Source organism: Rhodococcus sp. Q1, assembly GCF_004153645.1.
GTDB lineage: Bacteria > Actinomycetota > Actinomycetes > Mycobacteriales > Mycobacteriaceae > Rhodococcus > Rhodococcus gordoniae.
Window position 1 is genome coordinate 417767 of sequence record NZ_SDMJ01000003.1, and the last position, 16721, is coordinate 434487.

General features: G+C 69.8%; 16 protein-coding genes. All 16 read left to right on the forward strand.

Annotated elements, in window-relative coordinates:
- Window positions 1-132: 132 nt before the first annotated feature.
- The 16 genes from fmt to tpiA all read left to right on the forward strand — a co-directional run bounded on the left by fmt (window position 133) and on the right by tpiA (window position 16638).
- Window positions 133-1056, forward strand: coding sequence for a methionyl-tRNA formyltransferase (gene fmt / locus EQ874_RS10490; protein WP_129976699.1), 924 nt, complete (start codon window positions 133-135; stop codon window positions 1054-1056).
- Entirely contained in the window at window positions 1053-2534 is a 1482-nt protein-coding gene (locus EQ874_RS10495; protein WP_129976700.1) for a transcription antitermination factor NusB, read from the forward strand. Before fmt ends, EQ874_RS10495 begins: the two co-directional genes overlap by 4 nt.
- Window positions 2535-2611: 77 nt before the next feature.
- On the forward strand, window positions 2612-3541 hold the full coding sequence (locus EQ874_RS10500; RefSeq protein ID WP_129976701.1) for a 1-phosphofructokinase family hexose kinase: 930 nt from the start codon (window positions 2612-2614) through the stop codon (window positions 3539-3541).
- Between the two features lie 140 nt (window positions 3542-3681).
- Window positions 3682-4365, forward strand: a complete 684-nt coding sequence (gene rpe / locus EQ874_RS10505) for a ribulose-phosphate 3-epimerase (protein ID WP_129976702.1) — start codon at window positions 3682-3684, stop codon at window positions 4363-4365.
- Window positions 4362-5381, forward strand: a complete 1020-nt coding sequence (ribD, locus tag EQ874_RS10510; RefSeq protein ID WP_129976703.1) for a bifunctional diaminohydroxyphosphoribosylaminopyrimidine deaminase/5-amino-6-(5-phosphoribosylamino)uracil reductase RibD — start codon at window positions 4362-4364, stop codon at window positions 5379-5381. Before rpe ends, ribD begins: the two co-directional genes overlap by 4 nt.
- A gap of 39 nt (window positions 5382-5420) precedes the next feature.
- Window positions 5421-6026, forward strand: a complete 606-nt coding sequence (locus EQ874_RS10515) for a riboflavin synthase (protein WP_016934885.1) — start codon at window positions 5421-5423, stop codon at window positions 6024-6026.
- A 74-nt stretch (window positions 6027-6100) separates the two neighbouring features.
- Window positions 6101-7351 (forward strand): bifunctional 3,4-dihydroxy-2-butanone-4-phosphate synthase/GTP cyclohydrolase II, encoded by a 1251-nt coding sequence (locus tag EQ874_RS10520; protein WP_064064916.1) that lies wholly within the window; start codon window positions 6101-6103, stop codon window positions 7349-7351.
- Window positions 7351-7833, forward strand: coding sequence for a 6,7-dimethyl-8-ribityllumazine synthase (gene ribH, locus EQ874_RS10525; RefSeq protein WP_064064915.1), 483 nt, complete (start codon window positions 7351-7353; stop codon window positions 7831-7833). Before EQ874_RS10520 ends, ribH begins: the two co-directional genes overlap by 1 nt.
- The gene (locus EQ874_RS10530) at window positions 7830-8330 is read left to right on the forward strand and encodes a PH domain-containing protein (protein WP_172506040.1); all 501 of its coding nucleotides are present in this window, start codon (window positions 7830-7832) and stop codon (window positions 8328-8330) included. Before ribH ends, EQ874_RS10530 begins: the two co-directional genes overlap by 4 nt.
- A gap of 9 nt (window positions 8331-8339) precedes the next feature.
- Window positions 8340-10508: an excinuclease ABC subunit UvrC gene (uvrC, locus tag EQ874_RS10535; RefSeq protein WP_129976704.1), complete on the forward strand. Its 2169-nt coding sequence runs from the start codon at window positions 8340-8342 to the stop codon at window positions 10506-10508.
- 14 nt (window positions 10509-10522) lie between these two features.
- Window positions 10523-11446 (forward strand): RNase adapter RapZ, encoded by a 924-nt coding sequence (gene rapZ, locus EQ874_RS10540; protein WP_064064998.1) that lies wholly within the window; start codon window positions 10523-10525, stop codon window positions 11444-11446.
- Window positions 11443-12495 carry a uridine diphosphate-N-acetylglucosamine-binding protein YvcK gene (gene yvcK / locus EQ874_RS10545; RefSeq protein WP_084421931.1) on the forward strand — a complete coding sequence of 351 codons (1053 nt, stop codon included), beginning with the start codon at window positions 11443-11445 and terminating at the stop codon, window positions 12493-12495. Before rapZ ends, yvcK begins: the two co-directional genes overlap by 4 nt.
- Entirely contained in the window at window positions 12486-13469 is a 984-nt protein-coding gene (whiA, locus tag EQ874_RS10550) for a DNA-binding protein WhiA (RefSeq protein WP_129976705.1), read from the forward strand. The genes yvcK and whiA overlap by 10 nt, the downstream gene beginning before the upstream one ends.
- 123 nt (window positions 13470-13592) lie before the next feature.
- A complete protein-coding gene (gap, locus tag EQ874_RS10555) occupies window positions 13593-14609 on the forward strand; it encodes a type I glyceraldehyde-3-phosphate dehydrogenase (protein WP_064064912.1) in 1017 nt (338 codons plus the stop codon).
- 26 nt (window positions 14610-14635) lie between these two features.
- Window positions 14636-15847 (forward strand): phosphoglycerate kinase, encoded by a 1212-nt coding sequence (locus EQ874_RS10560; protein WP_064064911.1) that lies wholly within the window; start codon window positions 14636-14638, stop codon window positions 15845-15847.
- 5 nt (window positions 15848-15852) lie between these two features.
- A complete protein-coding gene (tpiA, locus tag EQ874_RS10565; protein WP_129976706.1) occupies window positions 15853-16638 on the forward strand; it encodes a triose-phosphate isomerase in 786 nt (261 codons plus the stop codon).
- Window positions 16639-16721: the final 83 nt, after the last annotated feature.

A 16721-nucleotide genomic window follows, 5' to 3' on the forward strand; every position in this document is an offset into this window, starting at 1 on the left:
GATGCGGGTCGCACGGCACCGACTCCCTAGACTGTGGGAGGTCATCGCCGTCGAGAACTGGAGCAGCATCCGTGACATCCCCGCACAGTCCACACGCAGCGCACCCCACGTCCTCCCCGGTGGTGCTCTGACATGCGCGTGGTCTTCGCGGGAACACCGGAACCCGCCGTCCCGTCGTTGCTCCGCCTCATCGAGTCGTCGCGCCACGAGGTCGTCGCGGTGGTCACCCGCCCCGACACGACCGCCGGTCGCGGCCGGAAGGTCGTGCGATCGGCCGTGGGGCAGCTCGCCGACGAGCACGGCATCGAGGTGCTCACTCCGCGCACGCCGCACGACCCCGAGTTCGTCGCTCGGCTGACCGAGCTCGCACCCGACTGCTGCCCCGTGGTCGCCTACGGCGCCCTGATCCCGCAGCAGGTCCTGGACATCCCTGCTCACGGATGGGTGAACCTGCACTTCTCGTTGCTGCCCGCCTGGCGTGGCGCAGCACCGGTGCAGGCGGCGATCGCCGCCGGCGACGAGATCACCGGTGCAAGCACCTTCCGCCTCGAAGCCGGACTCGACACCGGGCCGGTCTACGGCGTCGTCACGGAGACGGTCCGTCCCACCGACACCGCCGGAGACCTGCTCGGCCGACTCGCCGAAGCGGGAGCCACGCTGCTCGAGTCCACCCTCGACGGACTCGAGGACGGCATCCTCACGCCCGCTCCCCAGCCGGCCGACGGTATCTCCCACGCTCCGAAGGTCACCGTCGAGGCGGCCCAGGTGCAGTGGACCCTGCCCGCGCACGTCGTCGACCGTGGGATCCGCGCGGTCACCCCGGCTCCGGGCGCGTGGACGATGATCGGCGACCTGCGAGTGAAGATCGGACCTGTGACGGTGACCGACGAGTCCCTCGAACCCGGTGAGCTCGAGATCCGCAAGGACGGTGTGCTCGTCGGTACCGCTACCGCGGCGGTGCGACTCGGGACGGTACAGCCGCCCGGAAAGAAGGCGATGGCAGCCACGGACTGGGCGCGCGGCGCCCGTCTCGACCCGAAGGTGCGTGCGCGATGAGCGAGTCCGGTAGGCCCCCGCGGGGCAAGCGCGATCCGGGGGGACGCACGCCCGCCGGGCGCGGTGGTCGCAACAGCGGAGGGAAGCCGGGTCGCACCCCGGCGTCCGAGCGCACCCGCCGCCCGCCGAAGCCGCACTCCGACCCCGCCCGCGTCGCCGCGCGGGACGTGCTGCGCGCGGTGCGCGAACGCGACGCGTACGCGAATCTCGTTCTGCCGTCGTTGCTGCGCGAGCGGCACCTCGATGCGCGCGACGCCGCCCTGGCCACCGAACTCACCTACGGCGCGGCCCGCGCACGGGGTCTGCTGGACGCGGTGATCGCCGACGCTGCCAACCGTCCCGTCGACGAGATCGACGGCGCGCTGCTCGACGTGTTGCGGCTGGGCGCCTACCAGCTGCTGCGCACACGCGTCGCGCCGCATGCCGCCGTCGCCACGAGCGTCGACCTGGTGCGAGCGGAATTCGGTTCCGGCCGAGCCGGATTCGTCAACGCCGTGTTGCGTCGTGTGGGGGAGCGGTCCGAGGACGAGTGGGTCGCACTGCTCGCCCCCGACCGGGAACGGGACCCGGTGGGGCACTTGGCGTTCCGGTACGCCCACCCCCTGTGGATCGCGCAGGCGTTCGCCCACGCGCTCGGCGCGGACGCCTCCGAGCTCGCCGACGTCCTCGCCGCCGACGACGCGCGCCCGATCGTCCATCTGGTCGCCCGGCCCGGTGTCATCACCGCCGAAGAACTCGCACTCGTCACCGGCGGTGAGATCGGTCCGTGGTCGCCGTACGCGGTGCATCTCGACCACGGCGATCCCGGCCGACTCGAACCGGTCAGGGAAGGAATGGCCGCCGTCCAGGACGAGGGAAGCCAGCTCGTCGCCCGCGCCCTCACCCTCGCGCCTCTCGAGGGAGAGGATCGGGGCCGCTGGCTCGACCTGTGCGCGGGACCGGGCGGAAAAGCGGCGCTGCTCGGCGCCATCGCGGCGATCGACGGATTCGCCGTCGACGCCGTCGAACCGGTCGAGCACCGTGCCGAACTGGTCCGCAAGACCGCCCGCGACCTGCCGGTAACCGTGCATGTCGCCGACGGCCGCGACCCGGGCCTCGAACCGGGATACGACCGCATCCTCGTCGACGCTCCCTGCACGGGTCTCGGTGCTCTGCGGCGGCGTCCCGAGGCGCGATGGCGGAGGCAACCGGGCGACGTCGCCGAACTCGTGCGGCTGCAGAAGGAACTGCTCGCGTCGGCGATCGGGCTGTTGCGTCCCGGCGGCGTGGTGCTCTACTCCACGTGCTCACCGCACGTGTCCGAGACGGTCGCCGTCGTGTCCGACGCGGTGCGCCGCCACGGCGTCGAGCAACTCGACACACGCGAACTCGTCCCCGGCGTGCCGGGGATCGGGGAGGGGCCGGGAGTCCAGCTGTGGCCGCACCGGCACGGCACCGACGCCATGTTCATGGCGGCGCTGCGTAGACCCGAGCACTGACCGAGGGGAGTCGCGCTCCCGGACCGGTCGGGCGGAAGCCCCGCGCGCCGGCCCGCCGGTCCGAATAGGGTTCGGTCATGCCCGAGATCGTCACCTTGACCATGAACCCGGCGCTCGACGTCACGACCTTCACGGACGCGGTGGTGCCCACCCGCAAGCTCCGCTGTGACGAGCCGTTCTACGACGCCGGTGGAGGCGGAGTGAACGTCGCGAAGGTCGCGCGCGTGCTCGGTGCCTCGGCCGCCGCCGTCTATCCGGCCGGCGGTGCGCGGGGCGAGCAGATGAGCGGTCTGCTCGACGACGACGGCGTCGAGGAGCACATCGTCCCCATCGCGGGGTCCACCCGCGAGTGCTTCACGGCGATCGACCGCAGGAGCGGTCAGGAATATCGCTTCGTCACGCCCGGCCCCGAGCTGACGAGTGAGGAGCAGGAGCGTTGTCTGGCGACGCTCGAGAAGGTCGCCGAAGGTGCGAAGTACGTGGTGGCGAGTGGCAGCTTCCCGCCCGGAGTCCCCGGAACCTTCGTGCGCCGCATCGCCGCGGCTGCCCGGGAAGCCGGCGCCCGCTTCGTCCTCGACTCGTCGGGTGATGCGCTGACCAGCATCGATTCGGGGGTCTTCCTCGTCAAACCGAGCCTGGACGAGCTGTGCGAGTGGACCGGGCGGGAGCTGGACACCGGCGACGAGCAGATCGCGGCCGCACGGGCGCTCGTCACCGCCGGTGTCACGGAGATCGTCGTCGTCTCGCTCGGCGCGGACGGCGCGATCATGGTGACCGCCGACGAGGCCGTGCGGGTACCGGCTCTGGCGGCCAAAGTGCGCAGTGCCGTCGGAGCCGGTGACAGCATGGTCGCAGGTCTCGTCGTGGGGCTGCTGCAGGAACGGTCGCTGCGCGACGCACTGGCACTCGGGATCGCCTGCGGTACGGCCGCTCTCCTCACCGCGGGTAGTCAGGTCTGCCGCCGCGAGGACATCGACCGCTTCGACGCCCTCGCTCGCGCGGTCTGACCTCGCGCGGTCCGAGCACCGCCGTTCACGGTGGACGCGCGCGGATCCCGGGTGCGGGCATTCCCGGGGTGTGCGGCTACGGGCTGTGTGGTCCGATGCAGGTCCGACCCGGTGGAGAGCGCCGACTAGACTCGTCGGTTGTGGCCCACCCGATGATCGCTCCGTCCATCCTGTCCGCGGATTTCGCTCGTCTCGCCGACGAGGCGCAGGCCGTCGCCGGTGCCGACTGGCTCCACGTCGACGTCATGGACGCTCATTTCGTTCCGAACCTCACGCTCGGTCTCCCGGTCGTCGAGTCGCTGCTGAAGGCGACCGACATCCCGCTCGACTGCCACCTGATGATCGAGAATCCCGGCCGGTGGGCGCCGCCCTACGCCGAAGCGGGTGCGCACAACGTCACCTTCCACGCCGAGGCCACCGACGATCCGGTCGCAGTGGCCCGCGACATCCGCGCAGCCGGCGGCAAGGCCGGGTTGTCGGTCAAGCCCGGTACCCCCATCGAGCCCTATCTCGAGATCCTGAAGGAATTCGACACGCTGCTCGTGATGAGCGTCGAACCGGGCTTCGGTGGTCAATCCTTCATTCCAGACGTCCTCGACAAGGCCCGTCAGGTCCGTCGTCTCGTCGATTCGGGCGAGCTCCGCCTGCTCGTGGAGATCGACGGAGGCATCAACGCCGACACCATCGAAGCCGCCGCCGAAGCGGGTGTGGACTGCTTCGTCGCCGGGTCTGCGGTCTACGGTGCCGCCGATCCCGGCGAGGCGGTCCGCAAGTTGCGGGCGCAGGCCGGGGCTTCGTCCCCGCACCTGACGCTCGCGCCGTGACCGCGCCCGAGATCGCCGAAGCCCTCCAGTTCGCGCTCGACGCCTCCGAGGCCGTGCGGGGCACGACCAGCCCCAACCCGCCGGTCGGTGCGGTGATCCTCGACGCGGACGGCGCGGTGGCGGGTATCGGTGCCACCGCACCGCCCGGCGGCCCGCACGCCGAGGTGCGAGCACTCGTGACAGCGGGGGAGCGTGCCCGGGGCGGTACCGCGGTGGTCACTCTCGAGCCGTGCAATCACACCGGCCGCACCGGACCGTGCGCGCAGGCTCTCGTCGATGCGGGGATCGCCACGGTCTACTACTCGGTCGCCGACCCGAATCCCGTCGCCGGCGGGGGAGCCGACACCCTCCGCGCCGCGGGCGTCACCGTGCATCCCGGTCTCGGTGCCGAAGCCGTCACCCGCGGACCGCTGCGGGCATGGCTGCATCGGCAACGTACCGGCCGGCCGCACGTGACGTGGAAGTACGCCGCGTCGATGGACGGCCGCAGCGCGGCCGCCGATGGCACGAGCAAGTGGATCTCCGGCCCCGAATCGCGGGCACGAGTGCACGACCAGCGCAGTCGGCTCGACGCCATCATCGTCGGCACCGGCACCGTGCTCGCCGACGATCCCTGGCTCACCGCCCGCCTGCCCGACGGGGAACTCGCACCCCACCAGCCCCTGCGGGTGGTCGTCGGTATGCGTGAGATCCCAACCTCCGCACGGGTTCTCGACGACTCTGCACCGACGCTGGTGCTACGCACCCATGACCTCGGTGCGGTACTCGCCGCGCTCGACGACCGGCCCGACGTGCTGGTCGAGGGCGGACCCCGACTCGCAGGTGCGTTCCTCGCGGCGGGGTGCGTCGACCGCGTCCAGGCGTACCTGGCGCCCGTCGTGCTCGGAGCCGGCGAGGCCGCCGTCGAGGACGCAGGCGTGGGCACGATCGCGGACGCGCTACGGTTCCGCCGGGAACGCGTCGAGACGGTCGGCTCGGACATTCTGTTGACCCTCGTCCCGGACCGGGACAACTGAATCGGACCCGGTCACGGATCGGGAGCTAAGGAGCGGAACATGTTCACGGGCATCGTCGAGGAACTCGGTGAGATCGTGGCGAAGGAGAGCCTCGCCGACGCGGCACGCTTCACCGTGCGCGGACCGTTGGTCACCTCCGACGCCAAGCACGGCGATTCGATCGCGGTCAACGGGGTGTGCCTGACGGTCGTCGACGTCCTCGACGGAGACTCCTTCACCGCCGATGTGATGCAGGAGACGCTCGACCGTTCGTCGCTCGGGCAGCTCACGCTCGGCAGCTCCGTCAACCTCGAACGTGCCGCAGCTCTGAACAGCCGGCTCGGCGGTCACCTGGTGCAGGGCCACGTCGACGCCACGGGCGCCGTCGTCTCCCGCACGCCCTCGGAGAACTGGACGGTCGTGCGCATCTCCCTCCCGGCCGAGATCTCCCGCTACGTCGTCGAAAAGGGCTCGATCACCGTCGACGGTGTCTCGCTGACGGTCTCGGATCTCGGTGGGGAACCGGGTGGCGAGTGGTTCGAGATCTCGCTCATCCCCACCACCCTGTCGCTGACCACCCTCGGCACCGCCGAACCGGGCACCCTGGTCAACCTCGAGGTCGACGTGATCGCCAAGTACGTGGAGCGCCTGCAGAACGCGCGTTGAGGCGTCGTAGTGTGGAGATCGACAATGGACGCGGAGCACGAGTCGTCCGGATACGAGAGTTGGAGTCCAGGGAAGTGACGAGGTTCGACACCATCGAGCGCGCGGTCGCCGATATCGCCGCCGGTAAGGCGGTCGTCGTGGTCGACGACGAGGACCGTGAAAACGAGGGCGACCTCATCTTCGCCGCAGAGAAGGCGACGCCCGAACTCGTGGCGTTCATGGTCCGCTACACGTCCGGGTACCTGTGCGTGCCCCTGGACGGGGAGGACTGCGACCGTCTCGGGCTTCCTCCCATGTACAGCGTCAACCAGGACAAGCACGGCACCGCCTACACGGTCACCGTCGACGCGAAGGAAGGCATCGGCACGGGCATCTCCGCGTCCGACCGCGCCGCCACCATGCGACTGCTCGCCGACCCGAACACCACCGCCCAGGACTTCACACGTCCCGGCCACGTGGTGCCGCTGCGGGCCAAGGAGGGCGGCGTCCTGCGCCGGCCCGGCCACACCGAGGCGGCCGTCGACCTCGCCCGCATGGCCGACCTGCGACCGGCCGGCGTCATCTGCGAGATCGTCTCGCAGAAGGACGAAGGCGAGATGGCCCGCACCGCCGAGCTGCGGGTCTTCGCCGACGAACATGAGCTCGCCCTGATCTCGATCGCCGATCTCATCGCGTGGCGCCGTAAGCACGAGAAGCACGTCGTGCGTGTCGCGGAGGCCCGCATCCCCACCCGGTACGGCGATTTCACGGCCGTCGGCTACCAGAGCATCTACGACGAGGTCGAACACGTCGCGCTCGTCCGCGGCGACATCGCCGGTCCGGACGGCGACGGCTCCGACGTGCTCGTACGCGTGCACTCCGAATGCCTCACCGGCGACGTCTTCGGGTCGCTGCGCTGCGACTGCGGTCCGCAGCTCGACGCCGCCCTCGAGATGGTCGCCGAGGAAGGCCGTGGCGTCGTCCTCTACATGCGCGGCCACGAGGGGCGCGGCATCGGCCTGATGCACAAGCTGCAGGCCTACCAGCTGCAGGACTCCGGCTCCGACACCGTCGACGCCAACCTCCAGCTCGGCCTGCCCGCCGACGCTCGCGATTACGGCATCGGTGCGCAGATCCTCGTCGATCTCGGCATCTCGTCGATGCGGTTGCTGACCAACAACCCGGCCAAGCGTGTCGGTCTCGACGGCTACGGCCTGCAGATCACCGAACGTGTCCCGATGCCGCTGCGCGCGAACCGCGAGAACATCTCGTACCTGCGCACCAAGCGCGATCGCATGGGCCACGACCTGATCGGTCTCGACGAGTTCGACGAGGGAGACGCCTGATGAGCGGCGAGGGCCTGCCCGACCTGCAGCTCGCCGACGCCGCGGGCCTGAGCCTCGCGATCGTCGCCGGTCGCTGGCACACCGAGATCTCCGACGCGCTCATCGCCGGCGCCCAACGGGTCGCCGAGCAGGCAGGCGTCACCGACGTCACGCTCGAGCGCGTTGCGGGAGCCATCGAGCTCCCCGTCGTCGCGCAGCAGTTGGCGCGCACCCACGACGCGGTCGTCGCGCTCGGCGTGGTGATCCGCGGCGGCACACCGCACTTCGAGTACGTGTGCGACGCCGTGACCTACGGCCTGACCCGGATCGCGCTCGACGAGGGCACCCCCGTGGGCAACGGTGTTCTCACCACCGACACCGAACAGCAGGCCCGCGACCGCGCCGGTCTGCCCGGCTCCGCGGAGGACAAGGGCGGACAGGCCTGTGCGGCCGCGCTCGACACCGCCGTGACGCTGCAGCGGCTGCGGAAGGTGGCGCGTTGACCCGCGAAGAGACCGGCCGGGATCTGGAAGTACGCCCGCAGAAGATGCGGCGCTGGGTCGTCGTGGCGGCCGTCGTCGTCCTTGCCGCGCACATCTTCGCGGCGCTGGTACTCCGCGGGGGCGGCGACACCGGGGTGAACCTGCGGTTCGTCGACCAGATCGCGATCCTCGCCATCGGCATCATGCTCACCGGGGGCGTCCTCTTGTTCACCCGGCCGCGGTTGCGTGCCGGGGCGGAGGGAGTATCCGTCCGCAACGTCGTGGCCGAACGACACATCCCGTGGACCGACGTGCGTGGGTTGTTCTTCGACCACGGGGCGCCCTGGGCGCGCCTCGAACTGCCGTTCGACGAGTACGTGCCCGTCGTCGCCATCCAGGCGCGCGACGGGGAACTCGCCGTGAACGCACTCGAGCGTTTCCGCGAACTCGAGTCCTATTACACCGGCGGAGCCGTCAGGCGCGACGACGACGGGGGAGCCGTCAGGGGCGACGACTAGCCTGGACCTGTGCCCGACCCCTCGACATATCGCCCCGCCCCCGGCTCCGTTCCCACGGAGCCGGGGGTCTACAAGTTCCGCGATCCGCACGGCCGGGTCGTCTACGTCGGCAAGGCGAAGAACCTTCGCTCCCGTCTGAACTCGTACTTCGCCGACATCGCCTCGTTGCATCCGCGCACCCGTCAGATGGTGACCACCGCGGGCCGGGTCGAGTGGACGGTGGTGCGCACCGAGGTGGAGGCACTCCAGCTCGAGTACAACTGGATCAAGGAGTTCGACCCGCGCTTCAACGTCCGCTACCGCGACGACAAGACCTATCCGATGCTCGCGGTCACGTTGAACGAGGAATATCCCCGGCTGTTCGTCTACCGCGGGCCGCGCCGTAAGGGCGTGCGCTATTTCGGCCCCTACTCGCACGCCTGGGCGATCCGCGAGACCCTCGATCTGCTGTTGCGGGTGTTCCCGTCGCGCACGTGCTCGGCCGGGGTCTTCAAGCGGCACGCGCAGATCGGCCGTCCGTGCCTGCTCGGCTACATCGACAAGTGCTCCGCGCCCTGCGTCGGGCGCGTGTCCGCCGAGGAGCACCGTCGCATCGTCGAGGACTTCTGCGACTTCCTCGCCGGACGCACCGACAAACTGGTACGCGACGTCGAGAAGCGGATGCAGGCCGCGGCGGAGGAACTCGACTTCGAGACCGCCGCCCGCCTGCGCGACGACCTCGGTGCGCTGCGCAAGGCCCTCGAGAAGCAGGCGGTCGTGCTCGGCGACGGCACCGACGCCGACCTCGTGGCCTTCGCAGGCGACGACCTCGAGGTGGCCGTGCAGGTCTTTCACGTGCGTGGCGGGCGCGTGCGCGGTCAGCGTGGCTGGGTCGTCGAGAAGTCCGGTGACGTGCTCGATCGTCCCGAGGACCGCGACGTCGAGGGCGTCGAGGCTGTCGAGGGAACGGACGACGCCGAAGAGCTCTCCCTGCTCGTCGAGCAGTTCCTCACCCAGTTCTACGGTGAGGAGGCCGCGCTCGACAGCGGCGACACCGACGCGACCAGTGCCGTGCCGCGCGAGGTGCTCGTCCCCGCTCTGCCGCCGGATCCGGACGAGATGAGCCGCTGGCTCGGGCGCCTGCGGGGTGGTCCCGTGCGTCTGCGCATCCCGCAGCGCGGCGACAAGAAGGCCCTGGCCGACACGGTCGAGCGCAACGCCAAGGAAGCCCTCGCCCAGCACAAGCTGCGGCGCGCCGGCGACTTCAATGCTCGCTCGGCGGCCTTGCAGGGCATCCAGGACGCCCTCGACCTCGACTCGGCGCCGCTGCGCATCGAATGTGTCGACATCAGCCACGTGCAAGGCACCGATGTCGTCGCCTCACTGGTGGTGTTCGAGGACGGGTTGCCGCGCAAGTCCGACTACCGGCACTACGCGATCAAGGAGGCGGCCGGAGACGGGCGCAGCGACGACGTCGCCTCGATCGCGGAGGTGACGCGTCGACGCTTCCTCCGTCACAACCGCGACGTGGCGCGACAGACGGATGCGGCCGAACCTGCGTCCGACGACGGCAACGGCGGGGATCTCGCGCCCGAGGCAGCACTGGACCCGGCGACGGGCCGCCCCCGGCGGTTCGCCTATCCGCCGAACCTGTTCGTCGTCGACGGTGGTGCACCGCAGGTCGCGGCCGCGGCGGAGGTCCTCGACGAACTCGGCATCACCGATGTCGCCGTCGTCGGACTCGCGAAGCGTCTCGAAGAGGTGTGGGTGCCGGGAGAGGAGGATCCGGTGATCCTTCCGCGCACCAGCGAGTCGCTGTTCCTGCTGCAGCGCATCCGCGACGAAGCGCACCGTTTCGCCATCGGCTACCACCGGAGCAAGCGGTCCAAGCGGATGACGGCATCCGCCCTCGACGGGGTTCGTGGCCTCGGCGACACCCGGCGCAAGGCCCTGGTCACCCATTTCGGGTCCGTTGCACGGTTGCGGGAGGCGAGCGTCGAGGAGATCACCGCGGTACCCGGCATCGGACAGGCCACCGCGCGTGCCGTGCTCGAAGCGCTGCGGGACGACACGTCGCCACCGGCCGCACCACGGCAGGACGGTACCGACGCGCCGGCGGTCGCGGATGCGGGCGACACGCCGGTAGGCGATGATGGCTCCGTCGGCGTGTCGGGTGTACGAGCGGAGTCGGAACAGTGACCGAAGTGGGTCGGATCCCGGGAACGGCGGACGGTTCGGAGTCGGGAGTCGACGGTGAGAGGCCGGCACAGGCCGAGGTCATCGTCGTCACCGGCCTGTCCGGGGCAGGGCTGAGTACCGCGGCGACCGCACTCGAGGACCTCGGGTGGTACGTGGCGGAGAACCTTCCGCCCCAGCTGATGCTGTCCATGATCGATCTCGCGGTGCAGGCCGAGCCTCCTCTGCAACGTCTCGCCGTGGTGATGGATGTGCGCAGCCGGCTGTTCACCGGCGACCTCGAACGTGTCGTCACCGACCTCGCGGCCCGTCCGGTCAACACCCGTGTGCTGTTCCTCGAAGCAGCCGACTCGGTGCTCGTCCGGCGGTTCGAACAGGTGCGCCGCAGTCATCCGCTGCAATCCGACACGGCCGACCGCACGCTCACCGACGGTATCGCCGTCGAACGCGAGCAACTCGCTCCCGTCAAGGCCGCCGCCGACCTCGTGATCGACACGTCCGCCCTGTCGGGGCCCGATCTGCGCCGCAAGATCGAAGCGGCCTTCGGCGACGCCGCGTCCGACACCATCCGGGTGACCGTGGAGTCGTTCGGCTTCAAGTACGGCCTGCCCATGGACTCCGACGTCGTGTGCGACGTGCGGTTCCTGCCGAACCCCCACTGGATCGCCGAACTGCGACCGCATACCGGGCAGGAGCCCGCGGTGCGCGACTATGTACTGTCCCGCGACGGTGCCGAGGACTATCTCGCCACCTATCACCGGCTGCTCGATCTGACGACGGCCGGTTACCGCCGGGAGGGGAAGCGCTACATGACGATCGCAGTGGGCTGCACGGGAGGGAAACACCGGAGCGTGGCGATGGCAGAGGCCCTCGCCGCACGCCTCGAGCAGGCACCGGATCTCACGGTGAACGTGGTGCACCGGGATCTGGGGCGCGAGTGAACTCCGACGAGGCTCCGAACCCCGACGCGGTTTCGAACTCCGACGAGGCGATATCCGGACCTGCGATCACGGCTCTCGGTGGCGGACACGGCCTGTACGCGACCCTCAGCGCCGTACGGCGTCTCACCGAGCGGGTCACCGCCGTGGTGACCGTCGCCGACGACGGCGGATCCTCCGGGCGGTTGCGCGCCGAACTCGGCGTCGTCCCACCCGGTGATCTGCGCATGGCCCTCGCCGCGCTCGCCGGTCCGGACGACGAGGTCCGGGTGTGGACCGAGACCGTGCAGCACCGTTTCGGGGGGACGGGTGCGCTCGCCGGGCATTCCGTCGGCAACCTGATCCTCGCCGGGCTCGCCGAGGTGGCCGGCGACACCGTCACCGCGCTCGACATGCTCGCCCGCGTCCTCGACGTGCGCGGCCGTGTCCTGCCCATGTCGCCGATCCCGCTCGACATCGAGGCCGACGTGTCGGGACTCGAATCCGACCCGCGGGTGAGCCGGTGCATCCGTGGGCAGGTCGCGGTGGCGACCACCCCCGGCAAGGTGCGCAGGGTCCGCCTGATCCCCGCCGATCCGCCGGCCTGCCCGTCCGCGCTCGACGCGGTCTGCGAGGCCGACCTCGTGGTGCTCGGCCCCGGATCGTGGTTCTCGAGCGTCATCCCGCACGTGCTCGTCCCGGACCTGCACGAGGCGCTGGTCCACACGAAGGCGCTCAAGGTACTCGTGCTCAACCTCGCGGCGGAGCCGGGGGAGACCGCCGGATTCTCCGCCGAGCGTCACCTGCACGTTCTCGCCCAGCACGCACCCGATTTCCGTGTCGACCACGTCGTCGTGGATGCTGCCTCGGTACCGGAAGGACGCGAGCGCGAGCACCTGAGCCGGTCCGCGGCCCGATTCGGCGCGGACGTCTCGTTCGTCGACGTCGCGGAGACCGGTACGCATCGACACGACCCCGCCAAGTTGGCAGGGGCACTGGAAACATGTCTGTCCTCGCGCCGTGGAAACCGTGCCGCACGCGGGGACGGGAGGGAGAGCGTCTCGTGGCAATGACAGCGGAGGTCAAGGACGAGCTGAGCAGGTTGTCGGTCACCAGGATCAGCAACCGCAAGGCCGAGGTGTCCGCCCTCCTGCGCTTCGCCGGGGGATTGCACATCGTCGCCGGACGGGTGGTCGTCGAGGCCGAAGTGGACCTCGGTTCGATCGCCCGCCGTCTCCGCCGCGAGATCTTCGAGCTCTACAGCTATCCCGCCGAGATCCAGGTGCTCGGCGCGGGCGGACTGCGCAAGAGCTCCCGGTACGTCGTCCGGGTCGCCAAGGACGGTGAGGCGCTGGCCCGCCGCACCGGTCTGCTCGACGGCCGGGGACGACCCGTACGCGGCCTGCCGGCGCAGGTGGTCGGCGGCAGCGTCGCCGACTCCGCCGCGGCCTGGCGGGGGGCGTTCCTCGCGCACGGCTCGCTCACCGAACCGGGCAGGTCCTCGGCCCTCGAGGTCAGCTGTCCCGGCCCGGAGGCCGCCCTCGCGCTCGTCGGTGCGGCCCGCAGGCTCGGCGTCACCGCCAAGGCGCGCGAGGTGCGCGGCGCCGACCGCGTCGTGATCCGAGACGGCGAGGCCATCGGCGCGCTGCTCACCCACATGGGCGCCCAGGACACCCGCCTGGTCTGGGAGGAACGCCGCATGCGCCGGGAAGTGCGCGCGACCGCGAACCGCCTCGCCAATTTCGACGACGCCAATCTGCGCCGGTCCGCACGCGCCGCAGTGGCAGCCGCGGCGCGGGTCGAACGGGCGTTGGCGATCCTGGGAGAGGACGTGCCCGACCACCTCGCCGCCGCCGGATCGCTGCGCGTGCAGCACCGCCAGGCGTCCCTCGAGGAACTCGGACAGCTCGCGGACCCGCCGATGACCAAGGACGCCGTGGCAGGGAGGATCCGCCGCCTGCTGTCTATGGCGGATCGACGGGCGAAGGAACTCGGTATCCCCGACACGGAGTCGGCCGTCACCGCTGAGTTGCTGGACGAGGCGTAGCGGGGCACGCTGGGAACGGAGTTCGCGCCACGACAGGGCGGCTCCCACCGCACGACCACAGCCCACTAGGGTAGGGGTCACACCAGCACAATCATCGAAATTTCAGGGCAAAGGAGCTTCACTGTGACTGTCCGCGTAGGCGTGAACGGATTCGGACGCATCGGGCGTAACTTCTTCCGTGCGGTCGAGGCGCAGAAGGCGCTCGGCACCACCGACATCGAGATCGTCGCCGTCAACGATCTCACCGACAACGACACTCTCGCGACGCTCCTGAAGTACGACTCGATCCTGGGTCGCCTCGACAAGGACGTGCGTGTCGAGGGCGACTACATCATCGTCGGCGAGCAGAAGATCAAGGCTCTCGAGATCAAGGAAGGCCCCTCCGCGCTGCCCTGGGGCGACCTGGGTGTCGATGTGGTCGTCGAATCCACCGGCATCTTCACCAACGCTGCCAAGGCGAAGGGTCACCTCGACGCCGGTGCCAAGAAGGTCATCATCTCGGCGCCCGCCACCGACGAGGACATCACCATCGTCATGGGCGTCAACCACGACAAGTACGACGGCACGCAGAACATCATCTCGAACGCCTCGTGCACCACGAACTGCCTCGGCCCCCTCGCCAAGGTGCTGAACGACGAGTTCGGCATCGAGAAGGGTCTGATGACCACGATCCACGCGTACACCCAGGATCAGAACCTCCAGGACGCACCGCACAAGGATCTGCGTCGCGCCCGCGCCGCCGCCCTGAACATCGTGCCCACGGGCACCGGCGCCGCCAAGGCCATCGGCCTGGTGCTCCCCGAACTGCTCGGCAAGCTCGACGGCTACGCGCTGCGCGTCCCGGTCCCGACCGGCTCGGTCACCGACCTCACCGCGACCCTCACCAAGAAGGCCACCGCCGACGAGGTCAATGCCGCGCTGAAGGCCGCTGCCGAGGGCCCGCTGAAGGGCATCCTGAAGTACAACACCGACCCGATCGTGTCCTCGGACATCGTCACCGACCCGCACTCGTCGATCTTCGACGCGCCGCTGACCAAGGTCATCGACGAGCAGGTCAAGGTGGTCTCCTGGTACGACAACGAGTGGGGCTACTCGAACCGTCTGGCAGACCTCATCGGTCTCGTCGGCAAGTCCCTCTGACACTCGCAGAACAGGACATCCGAACAGTGGCAGTTCAGACCCTGAAGGATCTGCTCGACGCCGGTGTCGAGGGCCGTGGCGTGCTCGTGCGCTCCGACCTCAACGTCCCGCTCGACGGCGAGACGATCACCGACGCCGGCCGCATCCTCGCGTCCGCACCCACCATCCGCACGCTGGCGGAGGCCGGGGCCAAGGTCGTCGTGACCGCGCACCTCGGTCGCCCCGAGGGCGAGCCGGATCCGAAGTACTCACTCGCTCCCGTCGCGGCGAAGCTCGGTGAGGTTCTCGGGCGCAATGTCCAGCTCGCCGGCGACGTCGTCGGGCAGGACGCGCTCGCACGCTCCGAAGGCCTGACCGACGGCGACATCCTCCTCCTCGAGAACGTCCGGTTCGACGCTCGCGAGACCAGCAAGGACGACGCCGAGCGGCTCGCCTTCGCCCGCGAACTCGTCGAGCTCGTCGGCGACGACGGCGCGTTCGTCTCCGACGGCTTCGGTGTCGTGCACCGCAAGCAGGCGTCGGTCTACGACGTCGCGACGCTGCTTCCGCATTACGCGGGCGGTCTCGTCGCGGCCGAGGTCGAGGTGCTCGCCAAGCTCACCACCGACACCGAGCGGCCCTATGCCGTGGTGCTCGGCGGCTCGAAGGTCTCCGACAAGCTCGGGGTCATCGAGGCACTTGCGCCCAAGGTCGACACGCTCGTCATCGGTGGCGGCATGTGCTTCACCTTCCTTGCCGCGCAGGGTTGTCCGGTCGGCACGTCGCTGCTCGAGGAGTCGATGATCGACACCTGCAAGCAGCTGCTCGAGCGGTTCGGCGACGTCATCCACATCCCGCAGGACGTTGTGGTGGCCGACAAGTTCGCGGCCGACGCACAGTCGCAGACCGTCGCGGCCGACTCCATCCCGGACGGATGGATGGGCCTCGACATCGGACCGGAATCCGTGCAGCGCTTCGCCTCGCTCCTCGGCTCCGCGAAGACGGTGTTCTGGAACGGCCCGATGGGCGTGTTCGAGTTCGAGAACTTCGCGGCAGGCACGAAGGGTGTCGCGGAGGCGATCATCGAAGCCACCGGAAAGGGCGCGTTCAGCGTCGTCGGCGGCGGCGACTCCGCTGCGGCCGTGCGGTCGCTCGGACTCGGTGAGGACCGTTTCTCGCACATCTCCACCGGTGGCGGCGCCTCCCTCGAATACCTCGAGGGCAAGGAACTGCCCGGCATCTCGGTTCTGGAGGGCTGACGGGAATGGCACGGACACCGCTCATCGCGGGCAACTGGAAGATGAACCTCAACCACCTCGAGGCCATCGCTCTGGTGCAGAAGATCGCGTTCACCCTTCCCGAGAAGTACCTCGAGAAGGTCGACGTGACGGTCATCCCGCCGTTCACCGACATCCGCTCGGTGCAGACGCTCGTCGAGGGCGACAAGCTCGGCATCACCTACGGGGCGCAGGATCTGTCGGTCCACGACTCCGGCGCCTACACCGGAGAGATCTCCGGCGCGATGCTCGCCAAGCTCGGCTGCACCTACGTGGTGGTCGGGCACTCGGAGCGTCGCACCCTGCACGGTGAGACCGACGAGATCGTCCGCGACAAGGCCAAGGCCGCGCTTCGGCACGGCCTCACGCCGATCGTCTGCATCGGCGAAGGTCTCGACGTCCGCGAAGCGGGCAACCACGTCGAATACAACGTCGAGCAGTTGAAGAACTCGCTCGCCGGTCTGTCCGCCGACGAGATCGCGAAGATCGTCGTCGCGTACGAGCCGGTCTGGGCCATCGGCACGGGCAAGGTCGCCTCGGCGGCCGACGCCCAGGAGGTGTGCGCCGCGGTGCGCACCACCCTTGCCGAGCTGGCCTCGTCCGAGGTCGCGGCGTCGGTCCGCGTCCTGTACGGCGGGTCGGTCAACGCCAAGAACGTCGGCGAGCTCATCGCTCAGTCCGATGTCGACGGTGGTCTCGTGGGAGGCGCTTCCCTCAAGGCCGACGAGTTCGCTCAGCTGTCGGCGATCGCCGCAGGCGGTCCGCTGCTCTGAGCGACGAACATCGCGGTGGAGTGCACGATCTCGTCGAGATCCTGCACTCCACCGCTTTTCGCCTCTGTACGCAGATTTCCCGC